The 16,326-nt window shown below is 52.3% G+C and carries 15 protein-coding genes; 13 read left to right on the forward strand and 2 right to left on the reverse strand.

The window, feature by feature from the left end; translation table 11 throughout:
• Positions 1-139: 139 nt before the first annotated feature.
• Genes HBN63_RS20375 through HBN63_RS20395 form a run of 5 tightly spaced genes read left to right on the forward strand, consistent with a single transcriptional unit; the run spans position 140 to position 7,058 of the window.
• A complete protein-coding gene (locus HBN63_RS20375; protein WP_262499067.1) occupies positions 140-907 on the forward strand; it encodes an OST-HTH/LOTUS domain-containing protein in 768 nt (255 codons plus the stop codon).
• Between the two features lie 3 nt (positions 908-910).
• A complete protein-coding gene (locus tag HBN63_RS20380; protein WP_170050684.1) occupies positions 911-4,195 on the forward strand; it encodes a type I restriction endonuclease in 3,285 nt (1,094 codons plus the stop codon).
• Between the two features lie 13 nt (positions 4,196-4,208).
• Positions 4,209-4,919 (forward strand): SprT family zinc-dependent metalloprotease, encoded by a 711-nt coding sequence (locus HBN63_RS20385; RefSeq protein ID WP_170050685.1) that lies wholly within the window; start codon positions 4,209-4,211, stop codon positions 4,917-4,919.
• 58 nt (positions 4,920-4,977) lie between these two features.
• Entirely contained in the window at positions 4,978-5,535 is a 558-nt protein-coding gene (locus HBN63_RS20390) for a hypothetical protein (protein WP_170050686.1), read from the forward strand.
• Between the two features lie 2 nt (positions 5,536-5,537).
• Entirely contained in the window at positions 5,538-7,058 is a 1,521-nt protein-coding gene (locus HBN63_RS20395) for a retron St85 family RNA-directed DNA polymerase (RefSeq protein ID WP_170050687.1), read from the forward strand.
• On the opposite strand, the gene HBN63_RS20400 is transcribed toward HBN63_RS20395, so the two are convergent.
• Positions 7,033-7,263, reverse strand: coding sequence for a hypothetical protein (locus HBN63_RS20400; protein ID WP_170050688.1), 231 nt, complete (start codon positions 7,261-7,263; stop codon positions 7,033-7,035). The two genes, HBN63_RS20395 and HBN63_RS20400, sit on opposite strands and share 26 nt — an antisense overlap.
• 197 nt (positions 7,264-7,460) lie before the next feature.
• A complete protein-coding gene (locus HBN63_RS20405; RefSeq protein ID WP_170050689.1) occupies positions 7,461-8,513 on the reverse strand; it encodes a hypothetical protein in 1,053 nt (350 codons plus the stop codon).
• Positions 8,514-8,603: 90 nt separating this feature from the next.
• On the opposite strand from HBN63_RS20405, the gene HBN63_RS20410 reads away from it, so the two are divergent.
• The 8 genes from HBN63_RS20410 to HBN63_RS20445 all read left to right on the forward strand — a co-directional run bounded on the left by HBN63_RS20410 (position 8,604) and on the right by HBN63_RS20445 (position 16,013).
• Positions 8,604-9,341 carry a hypothetical protein gene (locus HBN63_RS20410; protein WP_170050690.1) on the forward strand — a complete coding sequence of 246 codons (738 nt, stop codon included), beginning with the start codon at positions 8,604-8,606 and terminating at the stop codon, positions 9,339-9,341.
• Complete coding sequence (locus tag HBN63_RS20415; RefSeq protein WP_170050691.1) at positions 9,328-11,283, forward strand: DDE-type integrase/transposase/recombinase; 1,956 nt, start codon at positions 9,328-9,330, stop codon at positions 11,281-11,283. The genes HBN63_RS20410 and HBN63_RS20415 overlap by 14 nt, the downstream gene beginning before the upstream one ends.
• Positions 11,283-12,218 carry a TniB family NTP-binding protein gene (locus HBN63_RS20420; protein WP_170050692.1) on the forward strand — a complete coding sequence of 312 codons (936 nt, stop codon included), beginning with the start codon at positions 11,283-11,285 and terminating at the stop codon, positions 12,216-12,218. Before HBN63_RS20415 ends, HBN63_RS20420 begins: the two co-directional genes overlap by 1 nt.
• Positions 12,219-12,230: 12 nt before the next feature.
• Positions 12,231-14,108: a TniQ family protein gene (locus HBN63_RS20425; protein WP_170050693.1), complete on the forward strand. Its 1,878-nt coding sequence runs from the start codon at positions 12,231-12,233 to the stop codon at positions 14,106-14,108.
• Complete coding sequence (locus HBN63_RS20430) at positions 14,102-14,437, forward strand: hypothetical protein (RefSeq protein ID WP_170050694.1); 336 nt, start codon at positions 14,102-14,104, stop codon at positions 14,435-14,437. Before HBN63_RS20425 ends, HBN63_RS20430 begins: the two co-directional genes overlap by 7 nt.
• A 15-nt stretch (positions 14,438-14,452) precedes the next feature.
• Complete coding sequence (locus HBN63_RS20435; RefSeq protein WP_170050695.1) at positions 14,453-14,887, forward strand: hypothetical protein; 435 nt, start codon at positions 14,453-14,455, stop codon at positions 14,885-14,887.
• A 10-nt stretch (positions 14,888-14,897) separates the two neighbouring features.
• Positions 14,898-15,296 carry a hypothetical protein gene (locus HBN63_RS20440; RefSeq protein WP_170050696.1) on the forward strand — a complete coding sequence of 133 codons (399 nt, stop codon included), beginning with the start codon at positions 14,898-14,900 and terminating at the stop codon, positions 15,294-15,296.
• A 171-nt stretch (positions 15,297-15,467) separates the two neighbouring features.
• The gene (locus HBN63_RS20445; protein ID WP_170050697.1) at positions 15,468-16,013 is read left to right on the forward strand and encodes a hypothetical protein; all 546 of its coding nucleotides are present in this window, start codon (positions 15,468-15,470) and stop codon (positions 16,011-16,013) included.
• The last annotated feature ends 313 nt before the right edge of the window (positions 16,014-16,326 follow it).

The following is a 16,326-nucleotide window of genomic DNA, read 5'->3' on the forward strand; positions in this document are numbered from 1 at the left end:
ATGCCACCCCTGCGTCGCTGCGCTCCGACTGCCCGGCCGGATGGCCGTGGAACAGGTGGCCAGATGGCCCTGGAATGCCTGGCCAGATGAGAGCGGACTGGGTGGCCGGATGGCGTGGAATCCGCAGTTGCTGAAGGCTATGGTGGCCCATAGCGAGTTGAGTGGCCCTCCGGAACGACTTCAGGCGATTCGCGACGAGAAGGTTGCCTGTGCCCATAAGAAAACCTTGGGCACCTTGGTGGGGATGCTGACCGAAAGCTATCTCAAGCTGCCGGACTTAGCTGGTGAGCCAGAGCAGGCTGAACCTATTGATCAGGTATGGGTTAGCTTTCGATGTCAGATGGAATTACCTGAGGAGCACTACGCCGAAACCAAGGCAGCACTCAAGGAGCTGGTCGACCTACGTAATGAGTTGGTACACCACTTTCTTCAGCGATTCGACCTTTGGAGTGTCGATGGCTGCATAGCCGCCGAGTCTTATCTCGATGAAAGTAACGAAACGATTGACGGCCATTACCTGACGCTTCGCGATTGGGCTAAATCCATGGATGAAGCCCGGCAGCAGATGGTGTCGTTTATGCAGACCCCGGAGTACAGGGATTTCGTTATCAACGGTATTGGGCCGGATGGCACCGTACATTGGGCTGGCAGCGGTATAACTAATTGCTTGCGTGAAGCGGAAACCAAGCTGGCTCAGGCTGGGTGGACACCTCTTTTCGAAGCCATTCACTGGATTGCCAAGACCTATCCCGAGCAGACGCCCAAGCACTATGGCTGCGGAAGCTGGCGTCATGTCATCCATGCGTCGCAGCAGTTTGAAATTCGTAAGCAAAGCCAAGCCGATAATGGCGCTACGGTGGTTTGGTATCGCAGTCGTCCGAGGGAAACCTCCAAGGAACAGGAGTAAGCAATGAGCCAGTCACCAGAGAAAGTCGGGGTCGAGCTGCCCGCTATCAACTGGCTGATTAAGTTGGGCTACATCCATCTGCCCGGTAGCCAGGTACAGGTTGAGCATCGTCACCTGGCTCCGGTACTGGACGATGTGTTGCAGGCTCGGCTGTTGATCCTCAACCCATGGCTGGCGAGCGCGCCTGGCGGCATCAGTGCAGCGCTGATCGAGCTACGCAAACGCGTCAATGATGAGCTGTTGCCCGCCAACAAGACTTTCTGGGAACAGGTGGTGCATCGTTCGGATATCCAGGTGAAGGACGTCGAGGGTAAGCCGCGCAGCGTGCGCTTCTTCGACGCCAGCGATGCCAGCAACAACGACTTCCATGTGGTCGATCAGTACGTGGGGCGCAATGCGGATGGGGATATTTTCCGGCCTGATCTGCTGCTGTTTGTGAATGGCTTGCCGCTGGCTATCATCGAATGCAAAGCCAGCCATCACCGCCTCGATGAAGCCCTGGGCCAATTGGATGGTTATCAAAGCACCTTCCCAACCCAGTTTGTATTCAACCAGGTCTGTGTTGGGTTGAATCGGCGTGAAGGGCTATATGGCGCGATTCTGACCAAACCTGCGTATTACGCCCGCTATCGGTTGCAGGCGCAGGAGACTGCGGCTATTGCTGCCCTTTTAGGCGATGCTCCCAGTGAGCAAGAAAACGTGCTGTGGGCACTGTTCGAGCCGAGCCGCTTCCTGCAACTGATCACCCATTTTGTGCTGTTCGAAACCCGCGACGGCAAGACGGTGAAGAAACTGCCGCGCTATCAACAATGGCGGGCCGTGCGCAAAACGGTGGATCGGCTGTGCGCGCCGAAACCTATGGGCGGCGTTGTTTGGCATACTCAGGGTAGCGGCAAGTCCCTGACCATGGCTCTGCTCGCGCGCATGCTGCGGGCCGATAGCACTGGGTTAAACAACCCTACCGTGTTGGTGCTGACCGACCGTAAAGACCTCGATAAGCAGATCTTCGACACCTTCCATGCGGTGGGCATCAATGCCATTCAGGCCGTGTCGGTTGATGGCCTGCTGAAGATGCTGTCCAACGACTACGGCAGCGTGTTCACCAGCACCGTGCAGAAGTTCCAGGAGAACGATCAGCCCACTGAGAAGGCTGCCGAGACGCCAGACGAAGAAGATGATGCCCTGCAAGCGACCCGCCACCGGCGGATTCGTGAGGAGAAGGACTTCTTCATCGTGCATGAGCGCAATGTCCGCCACCTGGAGGTGGATGAGAGCGGTGTTCCGGTTAAGGCCAAGTGGGAAGAAATCAGCCGGGAAAAGGTGCACTTCCGAGTGCTGAGCACCAAGCCAAATTTCTATGTGCTGGTCGATGAAGCTCACCGTAGCCAGTACGACTTCCTCGCAGCCTTTATGCGCGCCAGCTTGCCGAACGCAAGGTTTATTGCGTTTACCGGCACACCTTTGCTGCAAGAGGACAAACACACGCTGGGCGAGTTTGGCGGTGGCGAGTACATCGACGAATACCGCCTGCATGAAGCGGTAGCGGATGGCGCAACTCTGCCGATCAAATACCAGGATGCCTGGGTAGCGCTTTCGGCTAATGCTGATCTGGATGCCGCGTTCAAAGAGCAGTTTTCTGACCAGAGTGAAGTTCGCCAGCACGAGCTGAAGCGTGAGCTGCTGCGCCGCTGGCGTCAGGCCGGTGACCGTATGGAGCAGGTCGCCGAGCATCTGGTCGAGCATTTTCTCGGTAGCGTAAAGGCCAAAGGTTTGAAGGCCATGCTGGTATGCGATGGCCGCGATATGGCGGTGCGCTACAAGGATCTGCTCGATGCAATCATGGTCGAGCGGGCACAAAAAGGGCTGCCGACCTTTGATAGCAAGGTGGTTATTTCCCTGGCCAGCATCACCTCTTCCCGTACGGGCGCTTCTGCCATGGAAGAGGCGGCAGCGTACGAGATAGAGGCAGACAAGATCCGCAGCATTGAGGAGCGGGTCAAGGCCGAGGTGAAAGCCGGAAAGACTCCGGTTGCAATGCCTTCCGAGCAGATTGGTAACTTTGTCAGCAAGCTATTTCCCCTCCCCTACGGTGAAGAGACTAAGGGGCTAGATGGTAAGCCGCAGGCGAACAACGTCGGGCTGATCATCGTTTCAGACATGCTGCTGACGGGGTGGGATGCCCCGATTGTTGGCACCATGTACCTCGACAAGCCGTTAAAAGAACACACCCTGTTGCAGGCCATCGCACGGGTGAACCGCACCCTGCCCGGCAAAAATGCCGGTTACATTGTGGATTACCACGGTGTGGTCGATCACCTTGACCATGCGCTGAAAATCTATGGCGGCGAGGTGAAACCTTCGCAGGTCTGGGAAGGTGTTGAAACCGAACTGCCTAAGCTGCAAGCCACACTCGACCGCATCCTCAAGTTGCTGCCGAAAAAGCATGACCCGGTGGCGCAGCGCGAGGCATACAAAGACGACGCCGAGCGCTTCCTTGATCCCGCCACCCGGTTGGACATGGTCGAAGAATTCCTCGACCTAGTGAAACAGTTCAACCGCTCAGTGGACATCATCCTGCCGGATGTACGCGGTGTACCGTTCAAGCCCTATTTCACCCTGCTAGGTGAGATTCGCCTGATGCTGCGCGACAAACTGCCGGGCAGTACCCATAAGGAGCGCATCACCAAGCTGGAGTCTGCACTGCTGCAACAGCTGCTGGATGAGTACATCGCGGCCAGCCCGGCGAAGAGCCTGCTGGGTCATGAGGTGTCGATTCTGGATGCCAGTGATATGGAGCGTTTGAAGAAACTGGCCAGCCCCGGTAGCCGCGCCCTGGTGATGAAAAACCAGCTTAAGCAAACCATCGTCACCGGCAAAGACAAGGATCCAGCATTCTTCGACAAGATCGCCGAGGAGCTGGAAAGGCTGCTGGAAGAGGAAAAGGCGGGTCGCATTACCCAGGCCAAATTCCTGGAGCAACTGGAGCTGTTCAGCCAGCGGATTCAGGACAAGGACAACACCGGTTTTGAAAAGCCCGCACACTCGGCGGTGTACCACTACCTTGCAGCGTTACTGGCTGAGGACACGGCAAGAGTGGCAACGACCAAGCTGTTTGAAGATGAAATGCTGAACCGTGCGCTGGCGACTGAAAACTGGAAGAAAATGCCGGATACGCACCCTGATTTTAGAGACCACCTGCGCGGTGTATTGATGCCCCTGGCAGGTTGGGAGCGTTCAGTGGCGCGTGATCACGCCAAGCGAATCTTCGATATTTTGCTGAAAAACTAACGCGGCGTTACCCATGCCAGTCTTGAATTACGGCCAAACGGCAATCGAGTGGTACTTCCAGTTCGATAGCAAACTCAAGCGCCACTACGTGACCGTGGAACGGGGTCGCCCCGTGCTTCTGCGCGGGCCGCTGGTGGATGAGCCTGAGCAAGAAGCTTTGGTGCTCCGTCGTGCGCGCTGGATTCGTGAAAAGCTGGCACAGGTGAATCAGCCCCTTGCCAGCGAACCCATAGTGACGGGCAGTCGCCTACGCTATGCGGGGCGTACGTACTTCACCGAGGTACGGCATACGCCGGATATCCTCAAGCCCCGACTCTCCTTCACTGCCTCGCGCTTTATTGTGGATAGCCCGGATGGGGCAAGCATCCTGCCCGATGTGCTGATGCCATTGCTTGAGCGGTTCTACCGGGATCGTGCCCATGAGAAGTTGTTGGTACGTGTCCGTCACTGGCAGCGCGAAACGGGACTTCAGGCTACGGGTGCACGAATCCGTCACTTCCAAAGCAGGTGGGCGAGCTGCGATACGAACAACACCCTGGAGTTTCATCCTCGGGTGATGGAGCTACCGGCCAGCGTGCAGGACTATGTCATTGTCCATGAGCTGTGCCATACGGTGGAAAAGAACCACACCAAAGCATTCTGGGCGCTGGTGGCCAGCCATATGCCGGATTGGCAGAGGCAGCACCAAGTGTTGGAGCGAGCGATGTTTGGGGATGCGGTTTGATCTATTATTAGCGCCGAGGCATAGAAATAAGGCATTTTAAAATATGGAATTTAGGTAAATGGCGCCATTACCGTCAGTAGAGCGGTTCGCAAAGAGTGCAAAGGATTTGTATAGCGATAACCGAATGGTTGTATTTCTTTGTGGCCCAACACTCAGTGACTTATCAAATTCAGCTGCAACTTTGCGGAAACGTCTTTTAGACGAGCTTATGCAAGATGGATTTGAGGTTGTTTTGGGTGAAGATGATGGCCTTGAAGAATTGCGCAAAAAATTTACCAAAGGTTATGCTCATGATAATGAGCTTGAATTTATAAAAAATGAGTGCGGTGCAATAGTTTTAGTGGCTGGAAGCGTAGGATCTTTTTGTGAGTTGGGTTTATTTGTTCATTGGGTACAGAACAATCATGGTTGTGATTTGATTCTCCTTGTAGATGAACAATTCAAGGATGATAAGTCTTATTTTAATGAAGGGCCTGCGCGAGCTGCTGACGATTTTGGAAGAACTTACTATGTCGATTTTGGCAGTTTTGATATTTCTCCAATACTAAGCCGTCTCCGTGGAAGACGGTCAAGCTATTTTAATAGCGGACGTGGTCGTCCTGCGGGTGGCGTCTAACTATGGCTATAAATATAAATCAGAGAATAGTTAGATTAGCTTTAGGTTGTATACAGCCAGCTGATGCAGGTGCGGTAATAAAGTTTTTGTCAAAAGCCTTTAATTACAATACAGGATATTTTCCAGAAGGATCTATTCAAGATATTTTTGATGAGTGGGCTTCTGATGGAGACATAATAAATGTTCATAAAAGAACAAAGCTTTATTCTTTAACAAGACAAGGCGATTCTCGATTAAATCGTGAAGAGCGTAGGTTGCGTGATCGTACGCGCCTGTTCTTGCTGAAGGAGATGCGAAGCGCTAAGCTCCATTTGCCAGAAGCCGGTGAACCAGAGAAGGCTGATGTTTCGTCAGCCGTAATTGTTGACCCACCACTACAAGAGGATGAGCGGCCAACAGGCGCGGCCCGCCCTCCTCGCGTAGCTCGTCGAGCGGGCCGCGCCTGTTGGCCGCCCCTCGGTAAGCAACTTTTTGTTGGCTCTTCCTCCCGCGCTTCTGGCCCCTATTTCCGCTTCCTGTCCTTTCCCACTATCAAGGCCTGTGCTCAAGCGAACGGGCTAGATGAGATTCCGAAAGATGGTATAGATATTGGTGAAATATCTTTGGCAATGGGTATTAGTCCCCAGCTCATTGGATTATTAATCCATAAGCCAGAGCGGCACTATCGTACATTTGAAATACCCAAAGCAAACGGAAAGGTGAGGGCTATTCAATCGCCACGAACCATGATGAAAATGGTTCAATACTTTATTTTGGATTATCTCCTTTATAAGCTCCCAGTCCACATTTCTGCGACAGCATATAGCCGTGGATGTACAGTTAGGGCTAATGCAGAAGTACATGTCCGTAAGAAATATGTCGCTAATATTGACGTGGAAAATTTTTTTCCGTCGATAAAATGGCAGCTAGTCCAAAAAGTGCTCGTCATGGGAGGGCTAGAGGATAAAACAGCATATTTAATATCGCGGTTAACATCCTATCAGGGTGGTTTGCCCCAAGGTGCACCAACTAGCGCACACTTGTCGAATGTGGTGCTTTATCCATTTGATAATGAAATATCTAATTTCTGTGAATCCGTAGGTGTTAGTTATACTCGTTATGCGGATGATATTACGTTCAGCGGTGATGATAAAGATTCCGTGCGTAGCGCAGTTGAGAAGTCGACTAAGCTCCTTTCTCTTCTGAAGTTAGAGATTAACAAAGATAAAACTAGGATCTTTGGCCCGTCGTCTAGACAGGTTGTGACCGGGGTTGTTGTTAATGAGTGGGCTCAGCCTTCTAGAGAAAAAAGACGGAAGCTCCGAGCAGAACTGTATCAAGCAAAATTGAATCCTGGAAAATATGCTTCACGAGCCGATGAACTTCAGGGGATGTCTGCTTATATGCTCTCATTTGCTGGTGAGAATCGCCCGGTAGGAGGGTTATCTCAGGGCTATGTTGAGTCCTCACTGGCAAGGCTGACTGCTTATATCAACGCGATGAAAGAGCAGGAATCATCTACAGTTCCACCGTCAGCACCTTGATCCCCACGCTTTCGCAGAATCGCCCCACCGCCGTAAGTGAGCGCCACAGCCTCACCGGTTCGCGCCGCGAGCGTACTGGCAGCCATTTCACGCCGAGGCGTAGCTCTAACCGCCAGTCTTCGCCTTCCCGCAGTACGCGAAACTCTCGCGCCGCCCCGGTCTCGACCAGTGCCTGCAACGTCTCCTGCTCAATCGCTCTTTTCATGGTTTACCCCTGCATCCGCAGCCAACCAGTTCCCCTGCATCTGGTATAGCGCAGGGCCAGTGGCTGGCCACCGCGAGCGTTTGAGCGGTCACCGCCCCTGGTTCAGCTGATGGGTCTGAATGACCATAACGTCCTATTACGCGCAGTCAGCTGTGCTCGATCAGCAAATCCATAGGCCATAATTGACAGGCTTAAGTTCACAAGCCCATATCAACGTTCAGTTTGCCTCGTCTCTCCTCATTGGTTGCCGAATCGCTATCACCAGCCGCCCAAATGCGTGCTTGAATAATGTCGCGGTAAGTACGGATTTTGTCTGGCTCAGGCAGCTTGTAAATCGGTCGCAAAGGCTCAGACTCTGGAGCGGGCTGCCCATCCATCGACTCCAGCGCACAATACAGTTCCGCCTCTTCTATCAACCCAGCTCCTGCCTGAATCTGACCAATGAGCTGAGCAAAGTAGTCTTCAAACAAGACCTTCAAATGGTCTGTGTCAATAAAGTGCGATAAGAACAACCAGTGGCCTTTTTTGTCATAGGGTGACCCCCCCCAGTAAAGGCTCAGCTCCGCCAAACGCTGAAGCACCACGTTGTCGCGCAGGAACACAAACCAAATCGTGGGCGCTCGGTGACGCTGTGAGAGGGCATGCTCATACAGCTCTCGTGCCGCTGTAGCCGGGTCGCGCCAAGCGCTAGGCTGGATACATAGCACCAGGCACTTTAGTTCTCCCTGTGCATCGTAGAGGTAGTAGCCGCCCGGACTACCCAGCGTGCCTCGTCGTCGAAGGACGCGGCCTTTATACGTATCGAAGGGGTGCAATTTTGACGAATCAAAATACGATTCCAGTCGGTAGAACAGTGCATATTTCTGTGCAGTGTTGCGACTGGGGCGGGTAGCGTCAGTGTCCGGTAACGCTTGAGCGTCGCCGCGCATCAAGGTTTCTAGGTCGGCCAGCTTAAGTTGATTACTCAGCACAGCGTCGAGTAGCTCTTGAGCCATATCTGGTGCGGTCGACCAGAGCTTAGCCAGACGCTCCAGCGGGGCATAGCCGCATTGGATGTGCTCCCGTTCGATGCCAGGCTTAAGCCCCTCCAGAAAACGGCCAGCAGCTTTCACCCGCGCCCAGGTTTTAGGCTTCAGTCCCAGAAGTCCCGCCAGCTCAGGGTCGCTCAGCGGCCCTTCAGCTATGGATTGCTCCACCACCCGGCTCTGCACGTAAGTGTCATACCAGCTCGTGTCTACATGACGTCCCATTGCGTTCCTTAAATTTGTTGGACTCGAATCTATTGACAAGATTAGCAAGGCTGGCTATTACTGTAAAGGAGATAGATTGGAGACCAATAAATGCCGGCTAGAAAGAAAGGTACTAAGCCAGTCAGAGATGTTGCTAAACGCACCAACCGTGGGTGCAAGGCTTACATCGTCCCGACAGACCGTAACGAAAATGGCTTTGTGGCCGGCCAAAGTTTTATTGAGCGTAATCACCTGCTTCTGCGCAGCATGCAAGTAGGGCTAAAACACCTATCAGACCAGTCCGTCTGCATTGACCTCGAAAACGAAACCCTGGTGGCTAGTCGCAATGACTTACCGAAGAAATCAGGCAAAAAGGTCAAGAGCTATACCCCTGATGCTGAATACGAACTTGATGATGGCCAGATTGTGGTTTGTGAAAGTAAGCCCAGCGCCTTCCTTGAAAAGCATGCAGAGAAGCATGCGCTGGCAGAAAAAATCCTGGGCAAATACGGTAAGTCGTTCATCACCATGACTGAAGTAGGTTTTACCCCCGTATTTATCTCCAACTTGGAAAACTTGAAAAAAGCACTTAGCTCGGCCCAGCAGCAACATGCCGCTGAAGCTGGTCTGAAAATCAGCCGTGCTTTGCTGCATCAAGAACGCTGGCTGACACGTGATCTGAAGCAATTGGCCGGCTTGTCGAACGCAGACATTTTCTTTGGTCTTGCTTACGGCCTCCTCCGTGCCGATCTGACGCAACCGCTGTTCTCAGACACTGCATACGTAGACGCGGCACACGGTTCGCTTGAGCACATGAAGTTTATGGAGCTCTGCCATGGCCGCGCTTAACAACAGCTACATCAGCCCGCGTCGCTACAAAGTAGATGGCCTGGTTGCCGGCAAAGACGGTCGAAGCTATGTAATTGCAAGCATCCATACCAAAGCACGGCAGGTAGTGCTGCTTGGGCCCCTGGGTGAGACGTACGTCTACCAGGACGATGAGTTTCGTAACAACGTTGCGGCGGGTGAGCTGAAACTTGTTGTATGCAAGCAGAATGAGCGTGGATTGGATGAAATTTTCGAACCTCGACAGCTGAGTCGAACAGAAGAAAATTCGCGGGATGAGCGAAAGCAATATATCGATATCATTCTGGAAAATATTGATAACTGCACATGGGATACCATTTACGAGGAAATTAAGAAGAAGTACTCAGGCCATCGAAAAATTCCGTCACGGCGGACTATTGAGCGTATTTGGGCTACTTACAAGTCAGCGCTTTCGCCTAATTGTTTAGCGGCCAAATTTTCGCAACGTGGCGTCCATCGTTCGTTGTCGATTGATCCACACATCGAAGAAATTATCTTAAATATTCTCGAAGAGAAATACTGCAATAGCTATAGTTTTAGTGTTCAGGGTATTGTTAATGATATTAACAATAAGTGTGATGAAAAGTCGGCTGAGTTAAATGTTGAACTTGGTGGTGTATCACGGCGCACAGTGAGTCGTTTTATCAGTGCACTCAATATTAAAAAGCTAAAGGGTCGCCTGAGCTCAAAAACTTTTCGTTCAATTATGCGCAATGCATTGAGTTATCTCGATGTGAAAGAGCCGTACGCTCGTGTTGAAACTGACTCTACTGTACTTGATATTTTTATTATCGATGCACGTGGCAATGTTATTGGTACGCCAACGTTATACGCAATGATCGATACTGCTACTCTGACCATTGTTAGTATTTATCTTACGATCCAGCCTGCTAGTCAGGTCGGGGTTATGCAAACACTTCAGTTTGCATTTTCGCCAAAGGGCGAAGATTTCCGTAAGAAGCATGGCTGCATCCATGCATGGCCAGCACCGGCGGATATTCGCTCGCTTGTCATGGACAATGGTGCTGATTTCCATGGCCCGATGATCGTCAAAGCCGCTCGCTATCTTTCGATGTTGTTGGAATATTGCGTCGCGGGGGCGCCCTACCAGAAGCCATTCATCGAGCGTTTATTCGGCACGTTGAATACGACGTTGATCAACAAACTGCCTGGAGCCAAGTTCTCTCATGACAAGCGCGAACAACATGCGCTAGAGAATGCACAGAAATCGGCAAGCCTCACACTAGAAGAATTGAATACCTACATCATTCGGTGGGTTACAGATACCTATCACATCAAAGTAAGCGGAAGGCTCTCCGATAGATTTGGGTACCCCTGCACGCCGATTGAAGCACTCGATATTTTAAGTCAGCAATATGTCGTATTCCCAGCGCCATCCGCTGATGAGCTTTTGGATGCGTGCCGTAATTATTTAGAGTTGCCGCTAAATGTAACCCGTGATGGCATTAATTATCAAAAGCAGCAATATCAAAGCGAGTATGTTTCAACGCTGTTTAAGACAAATTCTAAAGTTAAAGTGGATGCCTTTATTAATCCATTAGATTGCAGCCAGATTCATATTTTTGACAGCGAGACTAAGGTCTGGCAAGTGGTGCCAAATAAAAACACTTATATGTCTGCTATGAGTTTTGAGCAGGCCAAGTATTACCGAAGCCAGAATTACCTTTCAGACCATGCTTATTCGAGAGAGTCGCATGTGTTGAACCAGCTGCAAATTATCGATGACGCGAATGCCAAGAAGAGCAAAAAGGGCCGCATTAACAGTAATCGCAAAGCCGAGCGTGAGATCGAGCAGGCGCAGGCCTCTATCACTACAGCGATTCAACAGTCGGTGGCAGATGTTCCGTTGGAATCTTCTGCTTTCGGAGCCGAGCCAGTTAAGCCCTATCGGAGGAAAAAATAATGGTGGATGTAGTCACTAAGGTAGTGCGCTCGGAAGGGTTCTTACACGGCCATCTGTTGCGGGCGTTTGAGCGCGGTCGCGAAGTGATTGAACAGTCGTTGCGGGGAGAGGGATTGATTTTTCCGATGCTTGGCGGTGCTGGGGTTGGCAAGACCGAAACGATTATTGGTTGGGTAGCGGAGTACCCCCAACAGATCGAGCAAGGCAAGATCATCAAGCCAGTGATCCGTGCGACCTGTCCTGTAGAGCCAAGTCAGCGATCTATGGCGTTGAGCATCATTCGAGGCTTTCAAGGCCGTGTGCTGAAAAAAAGCAACACAGCGGATTTGGTCGAGCAAGCTATTGAGCAGCTGAAAATTCTTCAGGTCAGAACGATCATTTTCGATGAAGTCCAGCATCTCGCTGAAAATCTCAACGCATCAAAAATGAAAATTGCGGTGAACTTTCTGCAATACATCCTCGATGAGTGTGCGGTCTCATTGATTTTGGTTGGACTGCCAACGGCTCAGCGATTTTTGACAGTGGATCCATCATTCCAGCGGCGTTGTCTGTCAACGGAGTTGGTTTATCCGTACGCGTGGATCAGTACTGTCCATCAAGAGGACTTTGCCTCAGGTGTTGATCTAATCGCGGAGGCCTATCGCGAGCAGGGGTGGAAAACCGTTCTTGATGACCCAGAGTCACTTAAGGCTTTGTATGCCGCCTGTATGGGACGGTTTGGCATCCTGATCGATTTTTTGAGTCACGCTGAGACCAATAACCTCCGCAAAGTGATCGACATGAAATGCCTCGCCAAAGCCTACGCCCACGGTATTAACCATCAGCCGTTTTCGGGCAATCCGTTCTCGCCGAGTACTCAAATCTCAGAGCATGAGCTGAATGCGGAATACGTGAAAGTGCTCCAGCAAGCACACCTGCCAATCCCCAAGCTTTGAGAGTAGACCTACATGTCATTTTTCCAGAGTGTCGCCCTAAAACCTGGCGAAAGCTTGAATTCACTGTTGATGCGTAAAGCAGAACTCAACGGTTATGGTTCAGCCCATGCGCTGCTGGCAGACGCCGCATTGACGATGAAAGTCAGCTATTCGCTGGATGAGCTGGAGCAGCTTAGAGAGTGCTTTGAGCTGGCTGAGCATGACCTGATGCCAGCGAGTGCAGGCCATGCTCCTTACCTCTCGCAAAAGACGTTTTTGCGCAGTCAGTGTTCGCCTGTGTGTCCGCAGTGCTTGACTGAAGAGGGGGGGGCGCGTGAGGCCTGGTCTCATCTGCTGGTAACCGCCTGCCATACGCATCAGACGGAACTCCTCAGCCAATGCCCGCAATGTGAAGAGCCGATCTGCCTCGCGAGACGAGCGTTGATGCACTGTGATTGTGGTTACGACTATCGTCGTGCCAACTGTGCGCCTGAGTCAGCGTTTTCTGCTGGGCTTTCAGCCTTGTTGGAAAATGTTGATTCGCCAACCCGGCAGGCGCTACCGGCTCCACTCAATCAGCTGAACTTTGAGCCACTGCTACCTGCTTTTTTGCTGATGCTGGCCAAAGCGCAGGGGCGTATGGAGGATCAGCTGCCGATCAAGTTTCGATTTGGTGCCAGTTCCTCTTACGAGGATTCTGTGGTTGTGGTGGGCCATTTGGAGTCGCTGTTGGGGGAATGGCCCCAGCGTTTCGATGCCACCTTGGAAGACCAGCTCTGTAAGAGTGGAGGGGTCAGCCTGGCAGGACGAATTGGTACATGGTACCGAGAGCTTTTCAGTACCTATGCGACGCCAAGTTTTGATTTCCTGAGGGAGCGCTTTAAGGCACAGGTCGCCGAGTACTTCGATGGACGTCTGGGTGTTAGCACTCGCGCCTTGATGTTTGGGGCTGACAACGCAGATGCCATTCATTGGTTCGCTGCTGCTGAGGCCGCAAGGCTTCTGGGTGTGGCTCCCGATATCTTGGCCAATCTTGTGATTACGCAGCAGGTTGATGGGCGAGTGCATCAGGAGGGAAAGAGTCGTTTCGTTGCTGTTCACAGATCAACTCTCGACCAGCTTGCCGCTGATCGAGCTAGCTATCTTTCTGCGACGGAAGCCCGTCAGCGCCTGAACGTCTCGAAGAACTTCTTCGAGCGTTTTGTCCAAGCTGGGGGATTGCGCCGCTACAAGCGCAACGAGCGCCCCGTACTGGTGGCCGGCGAATTCCGAGTCGAAGACGTCGATCAGGTGATTCAGCAACTAGTGGCGAGTGTCCGCAGAAAGCCCAGAAAAGTGCAGTTGATCGGCATTCAAGACATCTCCGCCACGCACGGCATCTCTAACAGCAAGATCGTGGGAGTGTTGCAGGACATTCTCCAAGGCATTGTACGGCCCGTGGCTCACGTCAGCTCACTCGCTGGGCTGGCCGGGTTGCAATTTGACAAAGTGGAGATCGCGCAACGGGTTCGCAACAATAATCCTAACGTCGAGCTGAGTGTTGATGACCTGGCCCAAGTGTCTGGCTGGAAGGCCGGTGTGATCAAAAAATGGATTCAGGGTGGATACCTCAAAAGCATCGTACAGACGCATGGCAAAGCCAAACGCGACGTTGTCCCGGTCTCAGCCCTGATTGAGTTTCTGCTGATTCACATGCCGACAGCTGAGCTTGCCAAGCAAATGAACACCAAAACCCAGTACTTAATCCAATCATGGCGGCCAGCCAAGATCGAGATCCTTGTACCACCGCAGGAAGCGGGTGGGGGGCAGCGTGGATTGCTCGTGCGCAATGCAGATTTGGCGCGAGCCGCGCAACTACGAAAGCCAACAATCAATGATCTCGCCAAGCAGTTGGAGGAGTCCACGTGCTGACGCTCTCCCAAAAAGCACGACTCGCTGATGCGCTGCTGGAAAACTACTCGTGTGAGCTAATCACGGGTTATGTCACCGATGCACGCATCGAGGCTGGCTGCTTAGTTGGGGCCGTCTACAAGGCGTGGGGCTATAGGCCGGGAGAGCGGCTGATCTCCGGCACCATCACAGAAATCATGCAGTACGAGCGGCGTTGGCTGATCAAGACGCGAGAACATGATTGCTTAGTAGTTGTGAACTTTGCTCGCGGCGGTCGCCAAGCCTTGTTGCATCTAGTGGATCTTTTTCAGACCGCACGTATCTCCCATTCGCGCTGGTGTGTTCACTAATTCAGGAGTGCTCAGATGAAAAAGTTAACCGATATGGTTTTCATCACGGATGTTACATCTTGCCCGGAAAGCGTATGGATCGTTGATGTCGGCCTCGTTCACTCAGCCGGACAGTCATGGCACTGCGCATTAGTTCAAGACCTTAAAACTAAGCGGGTTTTAGGGTGGTCGACTGCGCCGTATGAGGATCCAACCTTGATGGAGCGGGCAGTCGAGCGGGCCTGTACTCGGGCTGTCAGGACGCGGCCAACCAGTATTTATCTCGAATCGGGGTATGCGAACTCCGCACCAAAGGTAGTCGCCGCGCTGGCTTGCCAAGAATTTCAGCTTCGCTTCATGGGGCAAGCAGAACAGTTTCTGCTCAAGCCGTTGGAAGCCGTCTGGAGTGATCTACAAGCCCGGTTCACCGAGGATGGCGGTGCCTCAATTAATGATGATTGGTTCGACTGAGGACGCGGAGATGGATGAACTTCACGCGGTCTCCGACATGCTCTACGGCCCCGCTCAGCCAATGTCGGGCTCAGCAATGACCAACGAACAAGCGCTGGCACTTATGCAAAGCCGCCGTCTGATGACCGGATACTGTTTGGTTCGTGATTGGCAATGGCTAGATCTCGACGTCACCGATGAACAGCGGGCGCTGCTGGAAAAGACCCGCCGCCAGCCCGCGATCATTTATGCCCACACCGTCATTTATGACTCCGCGCGCCGGTGGGATGTCGGTGATTTTGTCCGCACTTCTCCACTGGTTTCTTTCGATGACGGCTTTCTTTTTCGGACGCTGAACTCGGTCTACGTGCTGCTCGGCGATGGCCTGCGCAAGCGTGCTGACCTAGAAACGGTCGGGCGGATTTTCTAATGACGTTGGCCCGTAATTTTGGATTCGAACTGCGCTGCGCATAACACGTTATGGGGTAAATGGTCGCCAGCTCAACTTCTCGGAGTTGTGAGGTAGGAGTACTCTCGCTGGAGTGATCTACCAGCAAGGTAGGCTCAAGGATATCAATAATTAGCTATAGAATAGCCAGGCATGGCTAAGGTGATTTACATGTTTTGGACGCGCTGGGTAAGCAATCTTCGCTTTACATGGTGTGCAGTACTGCTGTTGTCCGTTCTTCCTAGTGTGCTCTACGGTGCGACGATCTTCTCTATGATGCTGTTGCTGGGTGGTGTCATTCTTGGTTTTCCGACGGCACTTGCCTCCTTGCTTTTGAGCAAGGATACCGAGTGGCGTGCACGATTATTCCGACGCGTTCTGGTCTTGTCTGCCGTACCGGCTCTTATGCTTGCGGTGATCTTTCAAACAGACAAACTGGCGCCCCAGATGGCGGCGTCAATCGCTAACGCTGTCGAGTCATTTAAGCAGGAAACCGGGTCTTATCCTGACTCTCTGGCAGTCCTCAGCCCTAAGTTTCTGCAAGGCCTTCCAATGGTGCGGCTTTCTGTCTTTCAACCGGAAGTAATCTACCGCGTCAAAGAAGGACATCCCTATTTGGCGGTTCCTTCATCTGCCGGGGACGCTTTTTCGGTCTACGAATACAGTTTCGGAGAGAAAAGATGGACTCACCACGACTAGGGATGGTCTGAAAAAGCCCTGTATTTCAGGCTGACTTCAGCCCCTGCCGATTTTGAAAGCGGCAAACCGATCAAAAACGACCAGATCACCCGCTAATTTCTGTATTTCTAACCGCCGCGAGCACCTCGCGGCGGCTATTGCCCATATTACGGGCGCATCTCTCCCGCATTCGTCAGTAAATGTCTGTGCGGATTTCGGTGAACGTGACCGCTCATTTCGCTAACAACGTGACCGGTGGCTTCACCCGATTGCGCGGGGTTTAAATTCTAACCGCATCGGTCACGATGCGGCTTCTTCCTCCGTGTTTTTCCTC

The organism is Pseudomonas sp. WS 5011, assembly GCF_012985775.1.
GTDB classification, from domain to species: Bacteria; Pseudomonadota; Gammaproteobacteria; order Pseudomonadales; family Pseudomonadaceae; genus Aquipseudomonas; species Aquipseudomonas peli.